The sequence below is a fragment of the Streptomyces sp. NBC_00306 genome, from assembly GCF_036169555.1.
Lineage (GTDB): Bacteria > Actinomycetota > Actinomycetes > Streptomycetales > Streptomycetaceae > Streptomyces > Streptomyces achmelvichensis.
Map to the genome: position 1 here is coordinate 6,767,358 of NZ_CP108032.1, position 22,211 is coordinate 6,789,568.

The 22,211-nt window shown below is 70.1% G+C and carries 16 protein-coding genes; 11 read left to right on the plus strand and 5 right to left on the minus strand.

Annotated features, from left to right (window positions below):
• Positions 1-13 precede the first annotated feature (13 nt).
• From OHA05_RS30210 to OHA05_RS30235, 6 genes are read left to right on the plus strand one after another with little or no spacing between them, the layout of a single operon-like run.
• Positions 14-736 carry a CIS tube protein gene (locus OHA05_RS30210; RefSeq protein ID WP_313943106.1) on the plus strand — a complete coding sequence of 241 codons (723 nt, stop codon included), beginning with the start codon at positions 14-16 and terminating at the stop codon, positions 734-736.
• Positions 736-2,598, plus strand: a complete 1,863-nt coding sequence (locus OHA05_RS30215) for a VgrG-related protein (protein WP_328862253.1) — start codon at positions 736-738, stop codon at positions 2,596-2,598. Before OHA05_RS30210 ends, OHA05_RS30215 begins: the two co-directional genes overlap by 1 nt.
• Positions 2,598-3,023 (plus strand): GPW/gp25 family protein, encoded by a 426-nt coding sequence (locus tag OHA05_RS30220; RefSeq protein ID WP_313943105.1) that lies wholly within the window; start codon positions 2,598-2,600, stop codon positions 3,021-3,023. Before OHA05_RS30215 ends, OHA05_RS30220 begins: the two co-directional genes overlap by 1 nt.
• Positions 3,023-4,981, plus strand: a complete 1,959-nt coding sequence (locus tag OHA05_RS30225; RefSeq protein ID WP_328862254.1) for a putative baseplate assembly protein — start codon at positions 3,023-3,025, stop codon at positions 4,979-4,981. Before OHA05_RS30220 ends, OHA05_RS30225 begins: the two co-directional genes overlap by 1 nt.
• On the plus strand, positions 4,978-5,535 hold the full coding sequence (locus tag OHA05_RS30230; RefSeq protein WP_328862255.1) for a phage tail protein: 558 nt from the start codon (positions 4,978-4,980) through the stop codon (positions 5,533-5,535). Before OHA05_RS30225 ends, OHA05_RS30230 begins: the two co-directional genes overlap by 4 nt.
• Entirely contained in the window at positions 5,532-7,001 is a 1,470-nt protein-coding gene (locus OHA05_RS30235) for an NADase-type glycan-binding domain-containing protein (protein ID WP_328862256.1), read from the plus strand. Before OHA05_RS30230 ends, OHA05_RS30235 begins: the two co-directional genes overlap by 4 nt.
• Before the next feature lie 145 nt (positions 7,002-7,146).
• On the opposite strand, the gene OHA05_RS30240 is transcribed toward OHA05_RS30235, so the two are convergent.
• The 4 genes from OHA05_RS30240 to OHA05_RS30255 all read right to left on the minus strand — a co-directional run bounded on the left by OHA05_RS30240 (position 7,147) and on the right by OHA05_RS30255 (position 13,719).
• Positions 7,147-8,535, minus strand: coding sequence for an OFA family MFS transporter (locus OHA05_RS30240; protein WP_313943101.1), 1,389 nt, complete (start codon positions 8,533-8,535; stop codon positions 7,147-7,149).
• Between the two features lie 82 nt (positions 8,536-8,617).
• Positions 8,618-10,771 (minus strand): acetate--CoA ligase family protein, encoded by a 2,154-nt coding sequence (locus tag OHA05_RS30245; protein WP_313943100.1) that lies wholly within the window; start codon positions 10,769-10,771, stop codon positions 8,618-8,620.
• A 2-nt stretch (positions 10,772-10,773) separates the two neighbouring features.
• The gene (frc, locus tag OHA05_RS30250) at positions 10,774-12,012 is read right to left on the minus strand and encodes a formyl-CoA transferase (protein WP_313943099.1); all 1,239 of its coding nucleotides are present in this window, start codon (positions 12,010-12,012) and stop codon (positions 10,774-10,776) included.
• Between the two features lie 12 nt (positions 12,013-12,024).
• Positions 12,025-13,719 carry a thiamine pyrophosphate-binding protein gene (locus OHA05_RS30255; protein WP_328862257.1) on the minus strand — a complete coding sequence of 565 codons (1,695 nt, stop codon included), beginning with the start codon at positions 13,717-13,719 and terminating at the stop codon, positions 12,025-12,027.
• Positions 13,720-13,878: 159 nt separating this feature from the next.
• On the opposite strand from OHA05_RS30255, the gene sucC reads away from it, so the two are divergent.
• From sucC to OHA05_RS30270, 3 genes are all read left to right on the plus strand, one after another.
• Positions 13,879-15,012: an ADP-forming succinate--CoA ligase subunit beta gene (gene sucC / locus OHA05_RS30260; protein ID WP_328862258.1), complete on the plus strand. Its 1,134-nt coding sequence runs from the start codon at positions 13,879-13,881 to the stop codon at positions 15,010-15,012.
• Positions 15,013-15,023: 11 nt separating this feature from the next.
• A complete protein-coding gene (gene sucD, locus OHA05_RS30265) occupies positions 15,024-15,911 on the plus strand; it encodes a succinate--CoA ligase subunit alpha (protein WP_328862259.1) in 888 nt (295 codons plus the stop codon).
• 125 nt (positions 15,912-16,036) lie between these two features.
• Positions 16,037-17,605 carry an aldehyde dehydrogenase family protein gene (locus OHA05_RS30270; RefSeq protein ID WP_328862260.1) on the plus strand — a complete coding sequence of 523 codons (1,569 nt, stop codon included), beginning with the start codon at positions 16,037-16,039 and terminating at the stop codon, positions 17,603-17,605.
• A gap of 67 nt (positions 17,606-17,672) precedes the next feature.
• Here OHA05_RS30270 and OHA05_RS30275 read toward each other — a convergent pair whose 3' ends face one another.
• Positions 17,673-18,980, minus strand: a complete 1,308-nt coding sequence (locus OHA05_RS30275) for a DUF2254 domain-containing protein (RefSeq protein WP_313943094.1) — start codon at positions 18,978-18,980, stop codon at positions 17,673-17,675.
• A gap of 186 nt (positions 18,981-19,166) precedes the next feature.
• Between OHA05_RS30275 and OHA05_RS30280 the strand changes: the two genes are divergently transcribed.
• Positions 19,167-21,209: a DUF1996 domain-containing protein gene (locus OHA05_RS30280; RefSeq protein ID WP_328862261.1), complete on the plus strand. Its 2,043-nt coding sequence runs from the start codon at positions 19,167-19,169 to the stop codon at positions 21,207-21,209.
• A gap of 181 nt (positions 21,210-21,390) precedes the next feature.
• A complete protein-coding gene (locus tag OHA05_RS30285; protein WP_328862262.1) occupies positions 21,391-22,170 on the plus strand; it encodes a S1 RNA-binding domain-containing protein in 780 nt (259 codons plus the stop codon).
• Positions 22,171-22,211 lie beyond the last annotated feature (41 nt).

Genomic DNA, 22,211 nt, shown 5'->3' on the forward strand with positions numbered 1-22,211 from the left:
GGCGGCACACGACATGGCACAGGGCAAGAAGGGCGCCGGCAAGAGCCTGGTGCGCGCCACGCTCGCCATCCACGAGCCGCCCGTCGGTACCAGCACCACCCCGGGCGCTCTGATCAAGACGTTCACCTTCGACTTCAACCCCGCTCAGTTGCAGCTGAGCCGCCGCGCCCAGTGGAAGTCCACGCCCGCGGCGGCCGTGCGTGACGGCACGGTCCCCGAGTTCATGGGGCCCGAGCCCCGGGAGATGACGGTCGAGGTCTTCCTGGACTCGTCCGGCAAGCCGAGCGGAACCTCGGTGCTGAAGAAGGTGGAGTCCCTGCTCGACTGCTGCGAGGTGACGGCCAAGAGCATCGCCGCCAAGCAGCCGTCGCCGCCGTGGGTGGTGTTCCAGTGGGGCTCGTTCTCCACGGCCCGCTTCACCGCGTACGTCAGCTCCGTCGACGTCACGTACTCCCTGTTCGGCACGACCGGTGTGCCCATTCGTGCCACCTGCCAGGTGTCGCTGCACGAGATCCCCGCCAAGACCAAGGGACAGAACCCGACATCGGGCGCGCTGACCGCGCGCAGCGTGCACCGGGTCGTCGCGGGTGACTCGCTCCCGTCGCTGGCCTGGCGCGAGTACGGCAACGCGTCCGCCTGGCGGGCGATCGCCGAGGCCAACGGCATCGACGACCCGTCCCGTCTGCCGACCGGCATCGAACTCGTCCTTCCGGCCGCCGAGGAGGTGGGACGCTGATGGTGAAGCCCTCCTTCTCCAACGTCATCCACGTCACCATCGACAGCAAGAAGCTGCCGCCCGCATACGCGGACCTGCTCGTCGGCGGCTGGGTCGACCTCGGTGCCGGGGTGCCCGGCGCGTTCCGGCTCACCTTCCGCGACCCGCACGGGCAGTTGCTCGGCAAACTGAACATCAGGTTCGGCTCCACAGTGGTCCTGGCCCCCGTCTCCGACGGCCAGGGAGCGGCTTCCCCGCTGCTCACCGGCGAGGTCACCGGCATGGAGACCGACTACGACGGCACCGGCACCTTCACCGTCATCCGCGGCTACGACCCGGGCCACCGTCTGATGCGGGTGCGCAGAGTGGCCGCGTACCGCAACCAGACCGCCTCCGACATCGCCCGGAAACTGGCCGGGACGAACGGCATCCCGATCGGCGAGGTCCAGGGCACCAAGGGCGTCTACGACTTCGTCAGCCAGTCCCATGTGACGGACTGGGACTTCCTGGCGCGGCTCGCCGACGAGAACGAGATGGTGATGTCGCTGGACCCCAAGGGGAAGTTCCGATTCGTGAAACCGGACCCGGCGTCTGGGGCGCCCCCGACGAGCACGCCCGGCGAGAAGAGCCCGTTCGTGCTCCAGGGCGGCATCGACGTACTGCGCTGCCGGGCCGCCGTCACCGCCGCCGACCAGGTCGACAAGGTCGAGGCACGCGGCTGGGACGTCAGGACCAAGAAGAAGATCGTCGAGTTGGCGAAGGCGAGCAGCAACCCGGGCATCGCCATCGGCACCACCCCGGGGAAGGCGGCCACGGCCTTCAAGGCCGCCAAACTGGTCGAGACCGACACCCCGTACGACCGGCAGACCGAGGTCAGGTTCGCCGCCGGCTCCCTCGCCGACGACATCACCTCCTCCTTCGCCGAACTCGAGGTCACGGTGCGCGGCAACCCCCAGCTGCGTCCTGGTGTGCCCGTCACGCTCACCGAGGTGGGCACACCGTTCGAGGGCAAGTACACGGTCACCGCCGTACGGCACACCTTCGGCGACGGCAGTCACTACGAGACGTGGGTGACCGTCAGCGGCCGGCAGTGGCGCTCGCTGTTCGGTCTGACGTCCGGCGGCGGAACGGCGGCCCCTCGGCTGCCGAGTGTGGCCAACGCGCTGGTCACCGACGTACAGGACCCGCTGAAGCAGGGGCGCGTGAAACTGCAGTTCCCGTGGCTGGACGACGCGTACGTCAGCGACTGGACGCGCACCGTGCAGCTGGGCGGCTCGGGCGGCGGCGGGGTCTTCCCGGCGGATGTCGGCGACGAGGTGCTGGTGGCCTTCGACCGGGGCGCCCTCGACCATCCCTTCGTCATCGGCGGGCTCTACAACGGCCTGGACCAGCCGACCGTCGTCAAGGACGTGCCGCTGCACGACGGGCTCAAGAAGCAGGCGATCCGGCACACCCTGTCCGACCGGCAGGGCAACCGCGTGGACCTGCTCAGCCAGAAGACCGGCGCCCGCAAGCAGGGCGTGCGCATCGTCACCGGCAACGACCGGCTCACCATCGACCTCGACCGCACCCGGACCGAGATCACCGTGGACAGCAAGGGCGCCGTCACCATCACCGGCGGCACCTCGGTGTCCGTCGAGGCCGGCAACGACCTGACCCTCTCGGCGGGCAAATCCCTCACCATCAAGAGCGGCGGCCTCATGAACATCCGGGCGCGGTCCGCCCTCAACGTCAGCTCGACCGCCGGGGTCCTCGCCCTCGGGGCGCTCGGACCCTCGGGCAGTGTGCAGCTCCGGACGACCGGACCGGGCGGTGTGAACGTGCAGTCCCCGTTCATCCGCATGCTGGGCCTGGTCACCGCCAACGGGAAGCCGGTGATCTGATGGCCGAGCAGTTCGTCGGATCCGGCTGGGCGTTCCCGCTGCGGATCGGGCCCACCGGCGGCATCGCCCTGGTCAGCGGAGAGCGCGAGATCGAGGAGGCGATCCGGCTCGTGCTGGCCACCGCCCCGGGCGAGCGGCCGATGCGCCCCGAGTTCGGCTGCGCCATTCACGACCTGGTGTTCGCGCCGGTCAACGAGGCGACCGCGGGCCGCATCCAGCACGAGGTGTACGCCGGCCTCGACCGCTGGGAACCGCGCATCGAGGTCCATGACGTCGAGGTCACGGCGGGCACCGAGCAGGGCGTGCTCTTCATCGACGTCCGCTATTCGATCCGCGGTACCAACAACCCGCGCAGCCTGGTCTTCCCGTTCTATGTCATTCCCTCCCACGACGAGCCGGACCCGGCTCCCGAAAGCGACCGCTGATGGCTCTGCCCTCCCCGAACCTCGACGACCGCCGCTTCCAGCAGTTCGTCGACGACGCCAAGCGCTACATCCAGCAGCGCGCCCCGGAGTGGACGGACCACAACGTCTCCGACCCCGGTGTCACCCTCGTGGAAACGGTCGCCCACATGGCCGACCAGATCGTCTACCGGCTCAACCGGGTGCCGGAGAAGAACCACCTGGCCTTCCTGGACCTCGTCGGCATCACCCTCTTCCCGCCCTCGGCCGCCCGCACCGACGTCACGTTCTGGCTGTCCGCACCGCAGGAGGACCACGTCCTGCTGCCGGTCGGCACCGAGGTCGCCACCACACGCACCGAGAGCGAGGAAGCGGTCGTCTTCGCGACCGAGCGCGAACTGACCGTCATTCCGTGCGAGTTGAGGAACCTCGTGGTCCAGCAGAGCGGTGAGGCGCGCGCCGACAGGACCGCCGACCTCGCCGAGGGCAAGGACGTGATGTGCTTCGCCGAGTCCCCGCGGCCCGGTGACTGCATGCTGCTCGGCCTCAGCGCCGCCGTACCGCACTGCGCGCTCGCGATGGAACTGGACAGCCGGGTCGACGGAGTCGGTGTCGACCCGCGACAGCCGCCGCTGGTCTGGGAGGCCTGGACCGAGGACGGCTGGGCGGCCTGCGAGGTCGACCGCGACGGCACCGGCGGACTGAACAGGCCGGGTGAGGTCGTCCTGCACATCCCCGGCGGGCACACCCTCTCCCGCACCGGCGGCCAGGAAGCCGGCTGGCTGCGCTGCCGCGTCACCGAACCCCTGCCCGATCAGCCCTTCTACACGACCTCCCCGACCGTACGGTCCGCCGAGGCGTTCACCATCGGCGGCACCACCACCGCCGTGCACGCGGAGACCGTGTACGACGAGGCGCTCGGCGAGTCCACCGGCCTGCCCGGGCAGCGGCTGCGCCTGGCCCACGCACCCGTGGTCGGCGACACCCCGCCGGTGCTGCTCCAGACCGCCGAGCGCGACGGCTGGGCCGACTGGGACGTCGTGCCGTCGTTCGCCGCCACCGCCCCGCACGACCGGCACATCACCCTCGACGCCGCCACCGGCGAGATCGCCTTCGGCCCCGCGGTCCGGGAACCCGATGGCACCCTGCGCCAGTACGGGGCCGTGGCCGCCAAGGGCGCCGTCATCCGTGCGCTGCGCTACAGCACCGGAGGAGGCAGGGCCGGCAACGTCGCCCGCGGCGCCGTCCGGGTGCTGCGCACCTCCGTCCCGTACGTCTCCGAGGTCGTCAACCGTGAGGCCGCGCGCGGCGGGGTCGACGGCGAGACGGTGGCGGAGGCGAAGACCAGGGCGCCCATCACCCTGCGCGCCCAGGAGCGGGCGGTGACCCTGCGCGACTACGAGGAACTCGCCCGGCGTGCCGCCCCCGAGACGGCGCGCATCACCTGCCTGGAGGGCGACGAAGGAGAGCACGGGGCGTACGCGGTACGGGTGTTGGTGGTCCCGCAGGCGGTGCCGGACCCCGGCGGCCGGCTGCGTTTCGAGCAACTGGTCCCCGGTGACGCGCTGCTGCGGCGCATCACCCGGTACCTCGACGAACGCCGTCTGATCGGCACCCGGCTGGCCGTGGGCCCGCCCTTCTACCAGGGCGTCACGGTCGTCGCGACGCTGCACGCGTTCCGGGGAACCGACACCGACCGGGTCCGCCGCCAGGCACACGACGCCCTCTACCGCCACCTCGACCCGCTGACCGGCGGCGCCGACGGGCGGGGCTGGCCCTTCGGCCGCCCCGTGCAGTCCGGCGAGGTCTTCGCCGTCCTCCAGCGCGTCCCCGGCGTCGAACTCGTCGACGAGGTGCAGCTCCACCCCGCCGACCCCCTCACCGGCAAACGCGGTGAGGCCACCAATCGCATCGATCTCACCCCGCCCTCCCTGGTGTTCTCCTTCGACCACCGGGTCCGCGTGATCGGGGACGGGGCGTGAGGGGCTCCGTCGACGGGCTGGAATCCTCGGCACCGATCGGCGCGATGCTGCCCGCGGTCTTCGCCGACGACGACCTCGCGCAGCGTTTCGTCGCCGGGCTCGACGAGGTGATCGCGCCGATCCTCAACGTCCTCGACTGTCTGGACTCCTACTTCACGCCGACTCTCGCCCCGGTGGACTTCACCCACTGGCTCGGCGGCTGGGTCGGAGCCGAAACCGACGGCACGGAGCCGGAGACCCGGCTGCGCGAGGCCGTCGCCGCCGCGGCGTATCTGCACCGTGTCCGCGGTACCCGCCGCGGTCTCGCCGAGGCGATCCGGCTCGCCTTCGGGGTGGAGCCCGAGATCACCGAGAGCGGCGCCGCCGACTGGGACGCACGCCCGCTCGGTCCGGTCCCCGGCGAGCACCGCCCGCGACTGCACGTCACGCTGCGGCTGCCCGACCCGACCCCCTCGGACGAACACCGTCTGGACAGCCTCGTGGCGGCCGCCCGGCCCGCCCACATGCCCTACGCGGTCCAGGTGATCGCTGCCGAAAGGAACCCCGAGAGATGACCAGCCAGACCTCCGGCACCGGCCCCGGACGGGAAGGGGTCCCGAGCTGCGCCGAGTGCGGAACCCGGGCCGAACCCGGACAGTCCTTCTGCGACTCCTGCGGCGCGGTGCTCGGCTGGACCGCGTCCCCGTCCACCGCATCGTCATCGTCCTCTTCCTCGTCCGCGCCGGCGTCCGCGTCCGCCGGGCCCGCGGCAACGGCCGTGCCCGCGGCCGCCGTTCCGGACCGGGCCCCCAGCGCCGAGGGCGGGACGGCGGCCCATGCGTCGGACCGGGGCGCCGAGCCCCGGACCCCGGTCGCGGGCGGCCCCGGCGCGACGGCCGACAGCGAGCGCGGACACGGCGCACCCACCCCGCACCCGCAGGCCGGAGCAACACCGGCCCCGACGGGTGGCCCGCACGAGCCGAGGACCGACATCCCGCACGACGGAGGCGGACGGACCACGGCACGCCGAGGGGACACCGGCCCCGACGCCACCGCGGACACCGCCCCCACCCGGCCGGTACCGCCGGCCGCCCCCGACTCCGCTCCGCCCGCCGCTCATGACCCGGCTCCCGCACCGGACGCGGCGTCCGAACGTGCCAGATCCCTGCTCGTACCGGTCGCCGATCCCGAACACCGGGCTCCGGCCGAGCCGGCCGTGGCACCCGTGCTGCCGGGCCGCCCGGTTGCCGCCCGTCCGCAGGTCCGGGCCCCGGAACCGGACCACGGAACCACCGGCGGAGTGCGCTGCCCCTGGTGCTCCACCGCCAACCGGCCCGACCGGCACTTCTGCGGCCGCTGCGCCATGCCCATGGGCGAGCGGCCGCACACTCCGGGCCAACTGCCGTGGTGGCGCCGCCTCTTCGCCTCCCGCAACGCCGAGGCCCCGTGGGCCGGCGACCGCCCGCGCCTGCGCCGCGGCTTCGGCCGGGTCCTCAACTGGGTGGTGGCGGCGCTGGTCCTCGCCCTGCTCGTCACCGCCCTGGTCAAGGCCGACGACGGCGTTCAGGCGACACGCGACCACTTCGCCAAGCGGGCCCCCCTCTCGCCGGACCGGGTCACCGCCTCCCGCTCGTACCCCGGCCACGGCCCGCAGCTGTTGGTCGACAAGCTCAACAACACCTGGTGGGGTCCGGGCATTTCGCAGTCCGGCAAGGGGGAGTGGGTGGAGGCCCGCTTCGACCGCCCCACCCGCCTGCTCGACCTGGTGATCACCTCCGGTGTCTCGGCCCGCGCCGACCAGCTGTCCTCGTCCGCGCTTCCGCACCGTGTCGAGGCACTGATCACCACCGCCGACGGCAGGACGACGACGCGCCACATCACCCTCGACCAGAGTGCCGGGGGCCAGCGGCGCCCCTTCCGCGTCGGTGAGGTCACCGCGGTGCGCTTCACGCTGGAGTCGGCCCACGGAGCCTCGGGCGCCAAGCAGATCTCCCTCGCCGAGATCGAGTTCTTCGGCCCGTCGAGCAGCGGCGTCTCGTAGGGCCGGGACGCGGGTGACCCCCGCCGTCCCGGAACGGCCGGGCCCGCGGGGGAGCGGATGGTGCGCCCACGGCCGAGGGGGGCCGCCGCGACCGGTCGATCCGGTCGCGGCGGCCCCCTCGGCGACACGCTCGTCACCCGTCCGTTCAGTCGCCGTCCCGGCTGATCGGCATCGGGTTGGCCGCCAGACTCTTGGATTTCGGCCGGCCCGGTGGGGTCAGGAACAGGGCTATGAACGCGGCGAACAGCGAGATCGAGCCGGCGAGGGTGAACGCCCCGCTGTGGCCCCAGTTGCTCACCACGACGGCTCCCATGCCGGATCCCATCAGCCCGGACACCAGCTTGGAGCTGTAGACCAGCCCGTAGTTGGAGGCGTTGTTGTTCTCGCCGAAGTAGTCCGCCGTCATCGCCGCGAACATCGGGAAGATGGCGCCACCGCCGAATCCGGAGATGCTGGAGAAGATCAGGAACAGCGGGAGGTTCTCGATGTTGGCGGACCACAGGATTCCGTACTGCGACAGCCCGAGGACGACACAGACGAAGATCAGACACCGCTTGCGGCCGTAGCGGTCGGACAGCCAGCCGATCACCCCTCGGCCGGTGCCGTTGACGATGGCCTTCAGCGACATGGCCGTGGCGACGATTCCGCCGGCGAAGCCGGCCTCCTTGCCGATGTCGACCTGGAAGGCGATGCCGAAGATGTTCACGCCCGAGGTGCACAGCAGGCAGAACCACATCAGCGCGACCCGCCCGGTCTGCCAGGCCTCCTTGGGGGTGTACTGCCGTACGGCGGGCGGGTTCATCGCCAGGGCGCGACGGGCCCGGGGGTCGTCCGGCGGCCGCAGCGGGTCGACGTCGGCAGGCCACCAGTTCTTCGGCGGGTCCTGGAAGAAGTAGCCGGCCACGGCCACCATCGCGGCCAGGAAGAGACCGACCGAGACGAGCACCCAGCGGAAGTTCGTCAGATCCATGTAGCCGGTGAAGAGGAAGACGAACGGCACGGAACCGTAGGCGAAACCGCCGTTGACGAAGCCGGTCTTGCCTCCCTTGCGCTCCGGATACCACTTGCCGACCATGTTCACGCAGGTCGCGTAGACCATGCCGGCGCCCATACCGCTGAACATGCCGAACCCGATGTACGCGACGATCACATGCGGCGCGTACGCGAGGGACAGATACCCCAGCAATGTGCCGACTGCGCCGAACATCATCGCCCAGCGCGCGGGCAGTCTGCCGCTCTCCCTGAGCTTTCCGGCGGGGAAGGCCACCGCCGCCTGGAAGAACACCCACACACCGAGCATCCAGAAGATGTGCCCGCTGTTCCAGCTGTGTGCGATGTGCAGTGTGTCCTCGGCCGACGCGAACGCGTACTCGGCCGAGCTGATGCCCATCATGCCGACCCACGGCAGGATGACCATCCACTTGCGCTTACGGCCCATGATGTCGATATCGGTCTCGCCGAGGCGGTACACGCGGCCGTTGCGGTCCGTCACCTCCCTGAAGGCGACGGGTGTCGAGATGTCGGTGGTAGTCATGTCGGTTTGCACCCCTTGCGTCGAAAGAGCTGGCCAGCGCCCCCTGTCCAATACCTTTCGCACTCGCTCGGGAGGGGTCAGCTCATCGGCCGCCCCCCAACAGACCGGCCGCACGGGCCCACCGGTACTTCGCACCGAGGGCCGCCACCGGCTTCTCGGTGGTGTAGGGGTACGCCACGACACCCCGCTCGAAGAGGTACTGGCACGCCTCCTCGACCTCGACGTCACCGGCGAGCGATGCCACGACCGGCTTCTCGATGCCCCGGGCGCGGAACTCCTCGACCACCCGCGCCGTGAGTTCGGCGAACACCATCGGCGGAGTGACGATCGTGTGCCAGTAGCCGAGGACGAGCGCGTGGATCCGTGGATCCTCGAGCCCGAGCCGGATGGTGGCCTCGTACGTCGAAGGCGGCTCGCCGCCCGTGATGTCGATCGGGTTCCCGGCCGCGCCGAACGGAGGGATGAACGCCTTGAAGGCCGCGTCCAGATCGTCCGGGATCTCCATCAGCCGCAGGCCGTTGTCGACGATGGCGTCGGAGAGCAGCACACCCGAACCGCCGGCGCCCGTGATGATCACGACGTTGTCGCCGGTCGGAGTCGGCAGCACCGGCAGCGCCCGCGCGTACTCCAGCATCTCGTTCAGCCCGGGAGCCCGGATCACACCGGACTGGCGCAGGATGTCGTCGTACACCGCGTCGTCGCCCGCGAGGGCGCCCGTGTGCGAGCCGGCCGCCTTCGCGCCCGCCGCCGTACGGCCCGCCTTGAGGACCACGACCGGCTTCTTCGGCACGGTCGCCCGCGCCGCCTCGACGAAGGCCCGGCCGTCCTTGAGGTCCTCCAGATGCATGGCGATGCAGTCGGTGTTGGGGTCCTCGCCGAACCAGGTGAGCAGATCGTCCTCGTCGAGGTCGGACTTGTTGCCGAGCCCGACGATCGCGGACACACCGGTCTTCGTGGTCCGGGCGAAGCCCAGGATCGCCATGCCGATACCGCCGGACTGGGAGGTCAGCGCCACCCCGCCCTTGACGTCGTACGGCGTGCAGAACGTGGCGCAGAGGTCCTGCCAGGTGGAGTAGTAGCCGTAGATGTTGGGGCCCAGCAGGCGGATGCCGTGCCGTTCGGCGATCTCCACGATCTCGGCCTGGAGCCCGTGTTCGCCGGTCTCGGCGAACCCGGAAGGGATCAGCACGGCATTCGGGATGCCCTTGCGTCCGACCTCTTCGAGCGCGGACGCGACGAACTTCGCGGGGATCGCGAATATCGCCACATCGGGCTCACCCGGCACGTCCATCACGCTCTTGTACGCCTTGCGGCCCTGGATGTCATCGGCCTTGGGGTTCACCGGATGGATTTCGCCCGAGAAACCGCCGTCGATCAGATTCCGCATGACCGAATTGCCGATCTTGCCCTGTTCGTTGGACGCGCCGATCACCGTCACCGACTGCGGCTTCATCAGCCGCCGCATCGACGTCAGGATCTCCTCGCGGCTGTACGTACGGCGCTTCACCGGCTGTTCGTCGGCGAGGATCACGCGGATGTCCGCGGCCACGGCCCCGTCCGGCGTCGCGATCACCGGGTTGAGGTCGACCTCCGCGATCTCCGGGAAGTCGCTCACCAGTTGGGACACCCGGCGGATCTGCTCCGCCAGCGCCCACCGGTCCACCGCCGGCGCACCGCGCACGCCCCGCAGGATCTCGGCCGCGCGGATCGAGTCCAGCATCGACGTCGCCTCGTCCGCCGTCACCGGCGCCAGCCGGAACGTGACGTCCTTCAGGACCTCGACCAGCACACCGCCCAGCCCGAAGGCGACGACCTTGCCGAACGTCGGGTCGGTGACCGCGCCGACGATGACCTCCTGGCCCGGCGGCAGCATCTGCTGCACCTGCACACCGTCGATGCGTGCGTCCGGTGCGTACGCCTTGGCGTTCTCCACGATCTTGCAGAAGGCCGCGCGCACCTCGGCCGCGCCCCGCACACCGACGATGACCCCGCCGGCATCCGTCTTGTGCAGGATGTCGGGGGAGACGATCTTCAGGACCACCTTGCCGCCGAGCCGGTCCGCGTACAGCACCGCCTCGTCCACGTCCCGCGCCAGCGCCTCGCCCGGCACGGCGATCCCGTACGCGTCGGCGACCGTCTTGCCCTCCGGAGCCGTGAGCGCGCCGCGCCCCTCGGCCCGTACGGCCTCGAGCAGCGCCCGGACCGCTTCCTTGCCCTCGTCGTGAGCCGTCGTCACTACTAGATCACTCCACTCGTCTTCAGCAACCGCAGCTCCTCGTCGCCGAGGCCCAGCTCGCCGACGTACACCTCTTCGTTGTGCTCGCCGAGCAGTGGCGAGGTGACCACGTCCACCGGGGAGTCCGACAGCTTGAGCGGACTGCCGACCGTGGTGAACGAACCGCGCTGCGGGTGCGCCACCTCGACGACCATCTCGTTCGCGACCAGCGACGCGTCCTCGATGATTTCCCTGGTGGAAAGAATCGGCCCGCAGGGGATGTTGTGGGCGTTCAGCCGCTCCAGCACCTCCCACTTCGGAAGCGTCGAGGACCACTCCTCGATCAGCTGGAACATCTTCGACAGCTTCGGCAGCCGCGCCTCCGGCGTCGACCACTCCGGGTCCTCGGCCAGTTCCGGCCGGCCGATCAGCTCCGACATCGGCCGCCAGCCCACCGGCTGGACGATGACGTACACATAGTCGTTCGGGCCGCCGGGCGCGCACTTGACCGCCCAGCCGGGCTGTCCGCCGCCCGACGCGTTGCCGCTGCGCGGCACCTCGTCGGCCTCGGCCGTGTCCTGGGCGTTCGGGTACTCGGCGAGCGGACCGTGTGCGAGCCGCTGCTGGTCCCGGAGCTTCACCCGGCACAGGTTCAGCACGGCGTGCTGCATCGCGACGTTGACCCGCTGCCCGCGGCCGGTGGACTCGCGCTGGAACAGCGCGGCGAGGATGCCGGCGACCGCGTGGACGCCGGTGCCCGAGTCGCCGATCTGCGCACCGGTCGCCAGCGGCGGACCCTCCTCGAAACCGGTGGTCGACATGGAGCCGCCCATGGCCTGCGCCACGACCTCGTACGCCTTGAAGTTGGTGTACGGCCCGTCGCCGAAGCCCTTGATGGAGGCGTAGACGATCCGCGGGTTGATCTCCCGGATCCTGTCCCAGGTGAACCCCATCCGGTCCACCGCTCCGGGGCCGAAGTTCTCCACCATCACATCACTGCGCCGGATGAGCTCGGTGAGGATCTCCTTGCCGCGCTCCGTCTTGGTGTTGAGCGTGATGCTCCGCTTGTTGCAGTTGAGCATCGTGAAGTAGAGCGAGTCGACGTCCGGCAGGTCGCGGAGCTGCTTGCGGGTGATGTCGCCGCTCGGCGCCTCCAGCTTCACCACGTCGGCGCCGAGCCAGCCCAGCAGCTGGGTGGCCGAGGGACCGGACTGGACATGTGTCATGTCGAGGACGCGCACGCCCTCAAGAGCCTTGGTCATGAGAGGGCTCCTCTACTTGTACATGGTCTGGTTCATGGTTCCGGGGGCGTACGCGTCGGGGTCGACCCAGACATTGATCAGCGACGGCAGTCCGGACTCACGGGCACGGCGCAGCGCCGGCGCGATGTCGGCCGGGTCGCGGACCTCTTCGCCGTAACCGCCGAGCATCTGGGCGAACTTGTCGTAGTGGACGTCGCCGAGGGTGTTGCCGACCCGCTCGCGCTCCAGTCCGTACTTCTGCGCCTGCCCGTAACGGATCTGGTTCATCGAGGAGTTGTTGCCGACGATCCCGACGAAGGGCAGGTTGTAGCGGACGAGCGTCTCGAAGTCCCAGCCGGTGAGCGAGAACGCGCCGTCGCCGAACAGCGCCACGACCTCCTTGTCGGGCCGCGCCTTCTTGGCCGCGAGCACGAAGGGGACACCGACACCGAGCGTGCCGAGCGGTCCCGGGTCCATCCAGTGGCCGGGCGACTTGGGCTGCACGACCTGCCCGGAGAAGGTGACGATGTCGCCGCCGTCGCCGATGTAGATGGAGTCCTCGGTGAGGAAGTCGTTGATCTCGCTGACCAGGCGGTACGGGTGGATGGGGGAGGCGTCCGACGTCAGCTGCGGCAGGCGCTTCTCGAGCGCCGACTGTTCGGCCGCGCGCAGCTCCTCCAGCCAGGCCTTGCGCTTGACCGCGCCGCCGTTGAGCCGTCCCGTGACCGATTCGGCGACGGACTTCAGGATCTGTCCCGCGTCGCCCACGATGCCGAGGTCGATGTCCCGGTTCTTGCCGACCGTGCGGTAGTCCAGGTCGATCTGCACGACCGTCGCGTTCGGCGAGAGCCGCTTCCCGTACCCCATGCGGAAGTCGAAGGGCGTGCCGACGATGACGATGACATCGGCGTTGGAGAACGCGTACCGCCGTGACAGCTGGAAGTGGTGCGGGTCCCCGGGCGGCAGTGTGCCGCGGCCGGCGCCGTTCATATAGGCGGGCACATTGAGGGTGCGGACGAGCTCGACGGCCGCGTCGGTGGCGCGAGTCGTCCACACCTGGCTGCCCAGGAGGATCGCCGGCTTCTCCGCGTGCACCAGCAGATCGGCGAGCTTCTCCACCGCCTCGGGGTCACCGGCCTGGCGCGTCGAGGCCCGGTACTGCCCGGCCTTGGGCACCCGTGCCTTCTCCACCGGCACCTGGGCGTCCAGTACATCGCGCGGTATCTCCAGGAAGGAGGGGCCCGGGGCTCCGTGGAAGCACTCGCGGAAGGCCATCGAGACCATGTCGGCCGCACGCGCCGTGTCCGGCACGGTCGCGGCGAACTTGGTGATCGGCGTCATCATGTCGACGTGCGGCAGGTCCTGGAGCGAGCCCATCTTGTGCTGGGTGTGCGCCCCCTGACCGCCGATGAGCAGCATGGGGGACTCGGCGCGGAAGGCGTTGGCGACGCCGGTGACCGCGTCGGTGGTGCCGGGGCCGGCCGTCACCACGGCGCAGCCGGGCTTGCCCGTGATGCGGGCGTACCCGTCGGCGGCGTGTGCGGCCACCTGTTCATGGCGTACGTCGACGACTTCGATGCCCTCGTCGACACAGCCGTCGTAGATGTCGATGATGTGGCCGCCGCACAGCGTGTAGATGACCTCGACGCCCTCGGCCTTGAGGGCCTTGGCGACCAGATGACCACCTGAGATGAGTTCCGGGTTGGTGCCGCTGTTGTCATCGGGCATGGCGAAGTCCTGTCCCTTCGTAGGGGAGTCGGTCGGCGTCCCAGTACATTGCATACAGTCGACGAATACTGTATGAAGCTTGTTATCCCGCATCCGGTGGGTGGTGTCCAGGGGGCGTGCGGCACTTTCACTCGTGAAATCGATGCAGTAGGGGTTGGCATGGATCTGTACGAGCACCAAGCAAGGGATCTCTTCGCGGACTACGGCATCCCGGTGCCGGACGCCGAAACGGCGGACACGGCGCGCGAGGCACGAGAGGCCGCCGAACGGCTCGGCGGGCGGGTCGTGGTGAAGGCCCAGGTGAAGACCGGCGGCCGCGGAAAGGCGGGCGGGGTCAAGCTCGCCGCCGATGCTGCCGCGGCGGAAGTGACGGCCCGTCAGATTCTCGGCATGGACATCAAGGGCCACACCGTCCGCACGGTGATGCTGGCCCAACCCGTCGACATCGACGCAGAGTTCTACGTCTCCTACGTCCTCGACCGCGCGGCCGGCACCTTCCTCGCCATCGCGTCCGCCGAAGGCGGCACGGACATCGAGGAGGTCGCCGCCACCCGGCCGGAGGCCGTCGCCCGTATCCCCGTCGATCCCGAGCGCGGAGTCACCGCGGCCAAGGCCGCCGAGATCGCCGCGGCCGCCGGACTGCCGGCCGAGACCGCGCCCGTCCTGACAAGTCTGTGGCAGGTCCTCGTCCGCGAGGACGCCCTCCTCGTCGAGGTCAACCCCCTCGTACGGACCACCGACAACACGATCCTCGCCCTCGACGGCAAGGTCACCCTGGATGACAACGCCCGCTTCCGGCAGGCCCGTTGGGGTTCCTCCGAGGACGATCCGCACGGTGACCCGCTGGAGGCCGCCGCAGCGGCCAAGGGTCTCAACTACGTCAAACTCGACGGCGAGGTCGGCATCATCGGCAACGGCGCGGGCCTCGTCATGTCCACCCTCGACGTCGTGGCCGGCTGCGGTGCCCGCCCCGCCAACTTCCTCGACATCGGCGGCGGCGCCTCCGCCCAGGTCATGGCCGACGGCCTGTCCGTGATCCTGTCCGACCGGGCCGTGAGCAGCGTCCTGGTCAATGTCTTCGGCGGTATCACCGCCTGCGACGCCGTCGCCGACGGCATCGTCCAGGCGCTGGAGACGGTGACCCTCACCAAGCCGCTCGTCGTACGGCTCGACGGCAACAACGCCGCCCGCGGCCGCGCCATCCTCGACGACCGGGCCCATCCCCTCGTCCGGCAGGCCACCACCATGGACGGCGCCGCCCAGCAGGCGGCCGACCTCGCCAACGCGCACTGAGAGGACACGACATGGCCATCTTCCTCACCAAGGAGAGCAAGGTCCTCGTCCAGGGCATGACCGGATCCGAGGGCATGAAGCACACCCGGCGCATGCTGGCGTCCGGCACCGACATCGTGGCCGGCGTCAACCCGCGCAAGGCCGGCACCGTCGTCGACTTCGACGACCGCGCCGTCCCCGTGCACGGCACCGTGCGCCAGGCCGTCGAGGCCACCGGCGCCGATGTCAGTGTCGTGTTCGTGCCGCCGCCGTTCGCCAAGGCGGCCGTGATCGAGGCAGCCGACGCCGGGATCGCCCTCGTGGTGGTCATCACCGAAGGCATCCCCGTCCACGACTCGGTCGCCTTCCACGCCCACGCCAGGCAGCGCGGCACGCGCGTGGTCGGCCCCAACTGCCCCGGACTCATCAGTCCCGGACAGTCCAACGCCGGCATCATCCCCGCCGACATCGCCACCGAGCCGGGCCGCATCGGACTCGTCTCCAAGTCCGGCACCCTCACCTACCAACTCATGTACGAACTGCGGGACATCGGCTTCTCCTCCGCGGTCGGCATCGGCGGCGACCCCGTCGTCGGCACCACCCACATCGACTGCCTGGCCGCCTTCGAGAACGACCCGGACACCGAACTGATCGTGCTCATCGGGGAGATCGGTGGGGACGCGGAGGAGCGGGCCGCCGCGTACATCGCCGAGCACGTCACCAAGCCCGTCGTCGGCTACATCGCCGGCTTCACCGCGCCGGAGGGCAAGACGATGGGGCATGCGGGCGCCATCGTCTCCGGCTCCACCGGCACCGCGCTCGCCAAGAAGCAGGCACTCGAAGCCGCAGGCGTACGCGTCGGAGCCACCCCGACCGAGACCTCGCGGCTCGTCATCGACCGCCTCGAACAGTCTCGTTGAGGCCGTTGCCGACGGCCCGGTCGGCCGCGGTCGTCGACGCCCAGGTCACCAAGGCCGCGTGTGTGCCATCGCACGCGGCCGCCTGCCCGGCACCTCCCGCCTCCTATCGAGCGGAGACCACCCTCATGGCACCCACCCTCACCGCACCCACTCCCGCCCCCGCACTCGCCCTGAAGCCCGGTACCGCCTGGCAGGACGCCTGGCACCGCTGCCTGACCACCGCCCCCGAGGCCTTCCGGCACGACCGGGTGCTGAACCTCTGGGCCGCCGGCTGGAAGCACGACGGCAACCCGCTGCCCGCCACCAGCCCGGTGGACGGCAGTCCGATCGCCGGCCCGCCACGCCTCGACGCGGGGACGGCGCAGCAGGCGGTGCGAGCCTCGCTGGATCAGCACCGCGCCTGGCGCCATGTGCCGGTCGCCGAACGCCGGGCCAGGGTCTCGGCCGCTCTCGACGCGCTGACCGAACACCGTGAACTGCTCGCCCTGCTGCTGGTCTGGGAGATCGGCAAGCCGTGGCGGCTCGCGCAGGCCGACGTCGACCGTGCGATCGACGGAGTGCGCTGGTACGTCGACGGCATCGAACCCATGCTGACCGGCCGCAGCCCGCTCGCCGGCCCGGTCTCCAACATCGCCAGCTGGAACTACCCGATGTCCGTCCTCGTCCACGCCATGCTCGTCCAGGCACTGGCCGGCAACGCGGTCATCGCGAAGACCCCGACCGACGGCGGACTCGCCTGCCTCACCCTGGCCTCCGCGCTCGCCGCCCGGGAAGGGCTCCCCATCACCCTGGTGAGCGGCAGCGGCGGCCAGCTCTCGGAAGCACTGGTGCGCTCACCGGAGATCGGCTGTGTCTCCTTCGTCGGCGGCCGCGACACCGGCGCCGGCATCGCCACCGCCGTCGCCGACCTCGGCAAGCGCCACATCCTCGAACAGGAGGGTCTCAACACCTGGGGCATCTGGAACCACAGCGACTGGGAGGCCCTCACCGCGGTCGTCCCGAAGCTCTTCGACTACGGCAAGCAACGCTGCACCGCCTACCCGCGGTTCGTGGTCCAGCGGGAGCTGTTCGCGGACTTCCTGGCGGCCTATCTCCCCGCCGTACGCTCCATCCGTACGGGCCACCCCCTGGCCGTGGAGAACCCGTCCGACCCGTTGCCCGCACTGGACTTCGGTCCGCTGATCAACGCGGCCAAGGCCAAGGAACTCGACGACCAGGTGAACGAGGCCATCGGGCGGGGCGCCGTACCGCTGCACCGCGGAACGCTGGACGAGGGTGCGTTCCTGCCCGGCCAGGACACCTCCGCCTATCTGCCCCCGGTCACCCTCCTGGGTCCGCCGCCCTCCTCCCCGCTCCATCACGCCGAACCCTTCGGCCCGGTCGACACGATCGTCCTGGTCGACACCGAGGCGGAGCTGCTCGCGGCGATGAACGCCTCCAACGGCGCGCTGGTCGCCACCCTGTCGACCGACGACCCGCAGACCTTCGACCGGCTGGCCCCGCAGATCCGGGCATTCAAGACCGGCCACGGAAAGCCCCGTTCGCGGGGCGACCGCGACGAACTGTTCGGCGGCTTCGGCGCGTCCTGGCGGGGCGCCTTCGTCGGTGGCGAGCTGCTCGTCCGTGCGGTCACCGACGGTCCGGCGGGGGAGCGGCTGCCGGGCAACTTCCCCGACCACCATCTGATGCCCTGACCGTCCCGTACGCCTTGGGCTGCCCTGACCGTCCCGTACGCCCTGGGCCGCGAGGTCATGAGGGTCCCTAGCCGATCCCCTGGCGGTCGGGCCGGAGTGCGAACTCCCGCTCGGCCGCCTCGGGCACGGCCCGTGCCACCGCTTGCGCCATCAGCTCTCGATGCCGCAGCAGCGGCTCCCTGCGCTCGGCCGACGTGAGCAGCATCAGATCGTCGAGGGCGGCCATCAGCCGCCGGGTGACCTGCGGACTGCCGGTGGACGCGCCACGGATCTCGGCCAGCCCCAGATCCACCAGATCGGTCCAGCCGGGCACCTCCTGCACCAACCGCACCGCACCCTTGGCATCGCGGTGGTACGCCGTCCCGAGCGGCTGGCGCGCCATCGTGGAGAGCAGCAGGACGATCCGGTCCAGACACTGCACGGCCGTCGTCGGGTCGTTCACCGCCGGCGACAGCGCACGCAACGCGATGTCCGAGAGCTGCCGCAGCCCGAAGCCGATGTCCTGAGAGGTCGCGCGCTCGGTCCCGACGGACGCCGTGAGCCCCACGGCCTTCAGCTCCCTGCCCGCCTCACCGTGCACGGCCAGCACGGGAGTGCCGGGAACGACGTAGTCGCCGACCCGCGGAATGAGGCGCAGGACGATCCCGTTCCGCCGGGCGACCCGGACGAGCCACGCCACGTTCACATCCCTCAGCACGCCGGGCCGCCCGTGATACGAGATGCGGGCGCTCTCGGCGGGAATGCCGACGGCGTCCTTCCCACCGGTCGGCTGCCGCAACACCTCCCGCAACGACTCCCGCGCGATGCGGTCGGCCACCGGGCCCACCTGCATCAGGCGCAGCGTCGAACTCACGTACGCGATGAAGAGCACCAGGCTCACCCCCACCAGGAACAGGGTCAACGCGCTCTGGACGAACGGGACGGACGTGACGAGCCTGGGGTCGGACTCGCTCTCGTACGACGTCAGCACGAGCAACGAGAACAGGAACGTTCCCAGGAACACCGTCAGCGTCGCCTTGCTGATCCGGCTCCGCACAAAGATCCGCACCACGCGGGGAGTGAGCTGACCGCTCGCCATCTGCACGGCGACCAGCGAAATACTGAACACGACACCGATGAAGGTCATCATCGCGGAACTGATGGTCGTGACGATGGTCTGCAGTTCGTCGGTGATCGACGTGAAGTCGGCCACCACCTCGAACTCCTCCGCGTCCTGGAGATAGCGGACGAGCGCGAAGTCCAACTCCGATACGCCCACCCACAGGGCGACGGAGCCGATCAGTCCCAGGGTGGGGGCGAACCACAGGGTGTCACGGAGGTGCTCGCGCAGGGGTGCGAGGAAGCGTGGGCGCCGGTAGCTGGTGCGATCATTCACAAAGCCGAAGGTAGCGTCACGAAGAGCGGTCGTGCGGATACACGCTGTGCGAAGGCGGGGCGCTCTCGGCGGCGTCGAAAAAACTTCCGGCGAGGTTTGAACACGACGGAACTCTCGCGCGTATAGAGCGCAGCGCTTCTTATCAACCGGTCCAGCAGTGAAGCCCTGGGAGTTCCCGTGAGACGCATGACGCGAAGACGTCCAAAAGGTGCACAGCGCGCGACTGTCGCCGCTGTGGCACTGATTCTGGGAGGGGGCGGCCTCATCGGGTTCGGATCCTTCGCCTCCGCCGGTGAAGGAAGCTCGTCCGGCCAGGACGGGACGCTGAGCGCCGGCGCCTCCACCATCGAGTGTCCCGAGGTCGCCAACGCACTGCCGGGTGTTCCGGTCGAGGCGCGGACCGAGGTCGACCGTGAACTGGCCCTGATGGACAGCCAGATCACCGAGGCGTACGCGAAGTTCGCCGAGCAGAAGGAACAGATTCAGCGTGATCCGCAGTTGGCGGAGAACGCGATTCTCAATCCTCTGAAGGACAAGCGTCAGGCGAGCATCGACCGGATCGCGACAGCGATCGGCCGAGGCGGTGAGAAGCCGCAGGGCATGGACGAACTCGCTCCCTGTGAGCTGCGTGATGACGGCAACGACCAGGGCGACGGCCAGAACCAGGGAGACGGCCAGGAGGGCAACGACCAGGGGCAGGGCCAGGACGGCGGTCAGGACCAGGGCGGGGACAACCAGGGCCAGGCCGACGGCGGTCAGGACGGCGGCCAGGACAACGGCGGCCAGGTCGGCAACGGGCCCGAGGCAAGCGACTTCGTCGACATCCAGTCCATCCAGCCGAATGTCAAGGCGCCGCAGGCGGGCAATGACGCCTCGACCGGCACTTTCGCCACCGACTGCGGGGTGAACGAGAACGGCAAGTTCAACCCGGACAACGTCATCGTCGCCCCGGGTGTCGCCAATGGCGCGCACCATATGCACGACTACGTCGGCAACCAGGCGAATGACGCTTTCGCGAGCGACGACGATCTCGCCAACGGCGACACCACCTGCCAGAACCAGGGTGACAAGTCGACCTATTACTGGCCGGTGCTGCGTCTGCAGAACGGTCAGGACGAGAACGACGCCAATGCGGACGGCGGCGGCAAGGACCAGAACACCGGTGAGATCCAGCGGCCTTCCGAGGTCACGCTGAACTTCGTCGGCAGCCCGGTCGGCAAGGTCACCGCAATGCCGCGGTTCCTGCGCATCATCACCGGTGACGCCAAGGCGCTGACCAATGGTGACAAGAATGCCAACGCGTCCTGGAGCTGCACCGGATTCGAGGACCGTCAGCTGAGGGACAAGTACCCGATCTGTCCCGAGGGCAGCAAGGTCGTGCGCTCCTTCAAGTTCCAGAGCTGCTGGGACGGTCAGAACATCGACAGCGCCAATCACCGCACACATGTCTCGTTCGCGAACGAGAACGGCGAGTGTGCCGACGGCTTCCGGGCGATTCCCCAGTTGGTACAGCGGATCGTCTACGACGTGCCGCCCGGCCCCGGCTTCGCCCTCGACTCCTTCCCCGAGCAGCTGCACAAGCCGATCACGGACCACGGCGACTTCATCAACGTCTTCGACGAGAAGCTGATGAACGACCTCGTGGACTGCATCAACAACGGCCAGAAGTGCGGTCCGGGCGAGGTGGCCCCGAAGCCGGACGAGACGCAGGCTCCGAAGCCGGACGAGTCGCAGGCGCCCGAACCGGACGAGTCGCAAGCCCCCCAGCCGGACGAGTCGCAGGCCCCCGAGCCCAGCAATTCGGCCGAAGCGCCTCCCGCTCCCGAGGAGACGGACAAGCCCGACGAGGGCGGCGCCGCCCCGAAGCCCGATGACACGACCGGCCGCGACGAGACGCCCGCCGCGCCGGGCAAGCCTGCGGAGGAGAACGAGGAGCAGAACCCGGCGACTTCGCCCCCGCGCGGAAATGATGCCCCGGGAGCGGCAGAGCCCGAGGCCGGCGTGCCCGCGGAGCCGAAGCAGCAGGTACTGAAGGCGGCCACCCAGGAAGTCACCCCGCCGAGGGCGTACAACACCCCGGCCCAGGTCGCCAATGCGGCGGCCCCGCAGGGCGGTCTCGCCGACACGGGCGCCCGCATGTGGCCGCTCGCGGCCGGCGCGCTCCTGCTGGTCGCCGGAGTCGTACTCCTGCGGGTACGCGGCAGAGGAGGAAGCGCACGTCACCTCTGAGCCCCGACGCGGCGGGCTGATCAGGCGGTCCGTCCCGAGGAGCTGAAGGACACCGGCTCGCACCACCGTGAGGTGGTGCGAGCCGGTGTCGTGACGGCAGTACGTCACGGATGAGAGGCTGCCCGATGTGCGCGACCCCTCCGACGATCAGGCTTCCCGGCGGTTTCTGGCAGGGCTCCACGTGGGTGACATCTGCGGCGGGACGGCGACGGAGGTCACCCCGCGTGGGGTGCTGGTGACCCTGGACGGTTTCGCCGCCCGTCCGCTGGGTGTGGTGGGATCGCTGGACCTGACCTGGGGTCCGCGTCACTCCGCGGGTGTGGAGGTCGGCCGGCGGATCACGGCCGAGGTGCTCGCCGTCGATGCGGACGACGGCCGGGCCTGGCTCTCGACGGCCGCCACCCAGCATCCTGAACTGTGGGCGTTCCTCAGGTCACTCCGCTTGGGCGAGACCCTTTCCGGCACCATCGCGGCGATCGAGAACTTCGGTGTGTTCGTGGCGCTGGACGACGGTCCCGACCACCCGGCCTTCCCCGGTGTGGGGTTCATCAGCATCCCCGAACTGTCCTGGACGCGTTTCGAGACGATCGCCGAGGTCGTTCAGGTCGGACAGCGCGTCTGCTGTGAATTCCTCCAGTTCGACACCACGAACGGAGAAGCCAGGCTGTCCCTGCGCGCCAAGCGGCCGGATCCTTTCCGGGCATTCGCCGACGGCACCGAGATGGGCCGGACCCTGCGGGGCCGGGTCACCAAGCTGGCGCCGATCGGCGTTTTCGTCCGGGTCGCCGACGGGATCGAGGGACTGGTCCCGTCACCGGAGCTCAGCTCGACGCCCGAGGGCGACGCTTCGGTGGCTGCGCCCGAGGTGGGTGACGAGGTCACGGTCACCGTCGCCGGGATCGACCGGGTGCGACGCACCGTCCTTCTCTCCCGACGACAAGGGTCGCCCGACCTCGGCTGACGCGTCGCCGTCACGGCGCGAGCCGTTCGCCCTCCGGACCG

What these genes read in the sequence shown, in the direction of transcription:
- OHA05_RS30235 (WP_328862256.1), top strand. Translation starts at nt 5,532, where the DNA reads ATGACCAGCCAGACCTCCGGCACCGGCCCCGGACGGGAAGGGGTCCCG.
- OHA05_RS30255 (WP_328862257.1), bottom strand. Translation starts at nt 13,719, where the DNA reads ATGCCCGATGACAACAGCGGCACCAACCCGGAACTCATCTCAGGTGGT.
- sucD (WP_328862259.1), top strand. Translation starts at nt 15,024, where the DNA reads ATGGCCATCTTCCTCACCAAGGAGAGCAAGGTCCTCGTCCAGGGCATG.
- OHA05_RS30210 (WP_313943106.1), top strand. Translation starts at nt 14, where the DNA reads ATGGCACAGGGCAAGAAGGGCGCCGGCAAGAGCCTGGTGCGCGCCACG.
- OHA05_RS30215 (WP_328862253.1), top strand. Translation starts at nt 736, where the DNA reads ATGGTGAAGCCCTCCTTCTCCAACGTCATCCACGTCACCATCGACAGC.
- OHA05_RS30220 (WP_313943105.1), top strand. Translation starts at nt 2,598, where the DNA reads ATGGCCGAGCAGTTCGTCGGATCCGGCTGGGCGTTCCCGCTGCGGATC.
- OHA05_RS30240 (WP_313943101.1), bottom strand. Translation starts at nt 8,535, where the DNA reads ATGACTACCACCGACATCTCGACACCCGTCGCCTTCAGGGAGGTGACG.
- sucC (WP_328862258.1), top strand. Translation starts at nt 13,879, where the DNA reads ATGGATCTGTACGAGCACCAAGCAAGGGATCTCTTCGCGGACTACGGC.
- OHA05_RS30225 (WP_328862254.1), top strand. Translation starts at nt 3,023, where the DNA reads ATGGCTCTGCCCTCCCCGAACCTCGACGACCGCCGCTTCCAGCAGTTC.
- OHA05_RS30280 (WP_328862261.1), top strand. Translation starts at nt 19,167, where the DNA reads ATGACGCGAAGACGTCCAAAAGGTGCACAGCGCGCGACTGTCGCCGCT.
- OHA05_RS30270 (WP_328862260.1), top strand. Translation starts at nt 16,037, where the DNA reads ATGGCACCCACCCTCACCGCACCCACTCCCGCCCCCGCACTCGCCCTG.
- frc (WP_313943099.1), bottom strand. Translation starts at nt 12,012, where the DNA reads ATGACCAAGGCTCTTGAGGGCGTGCGCGTCCTCGACATGACACATGTC.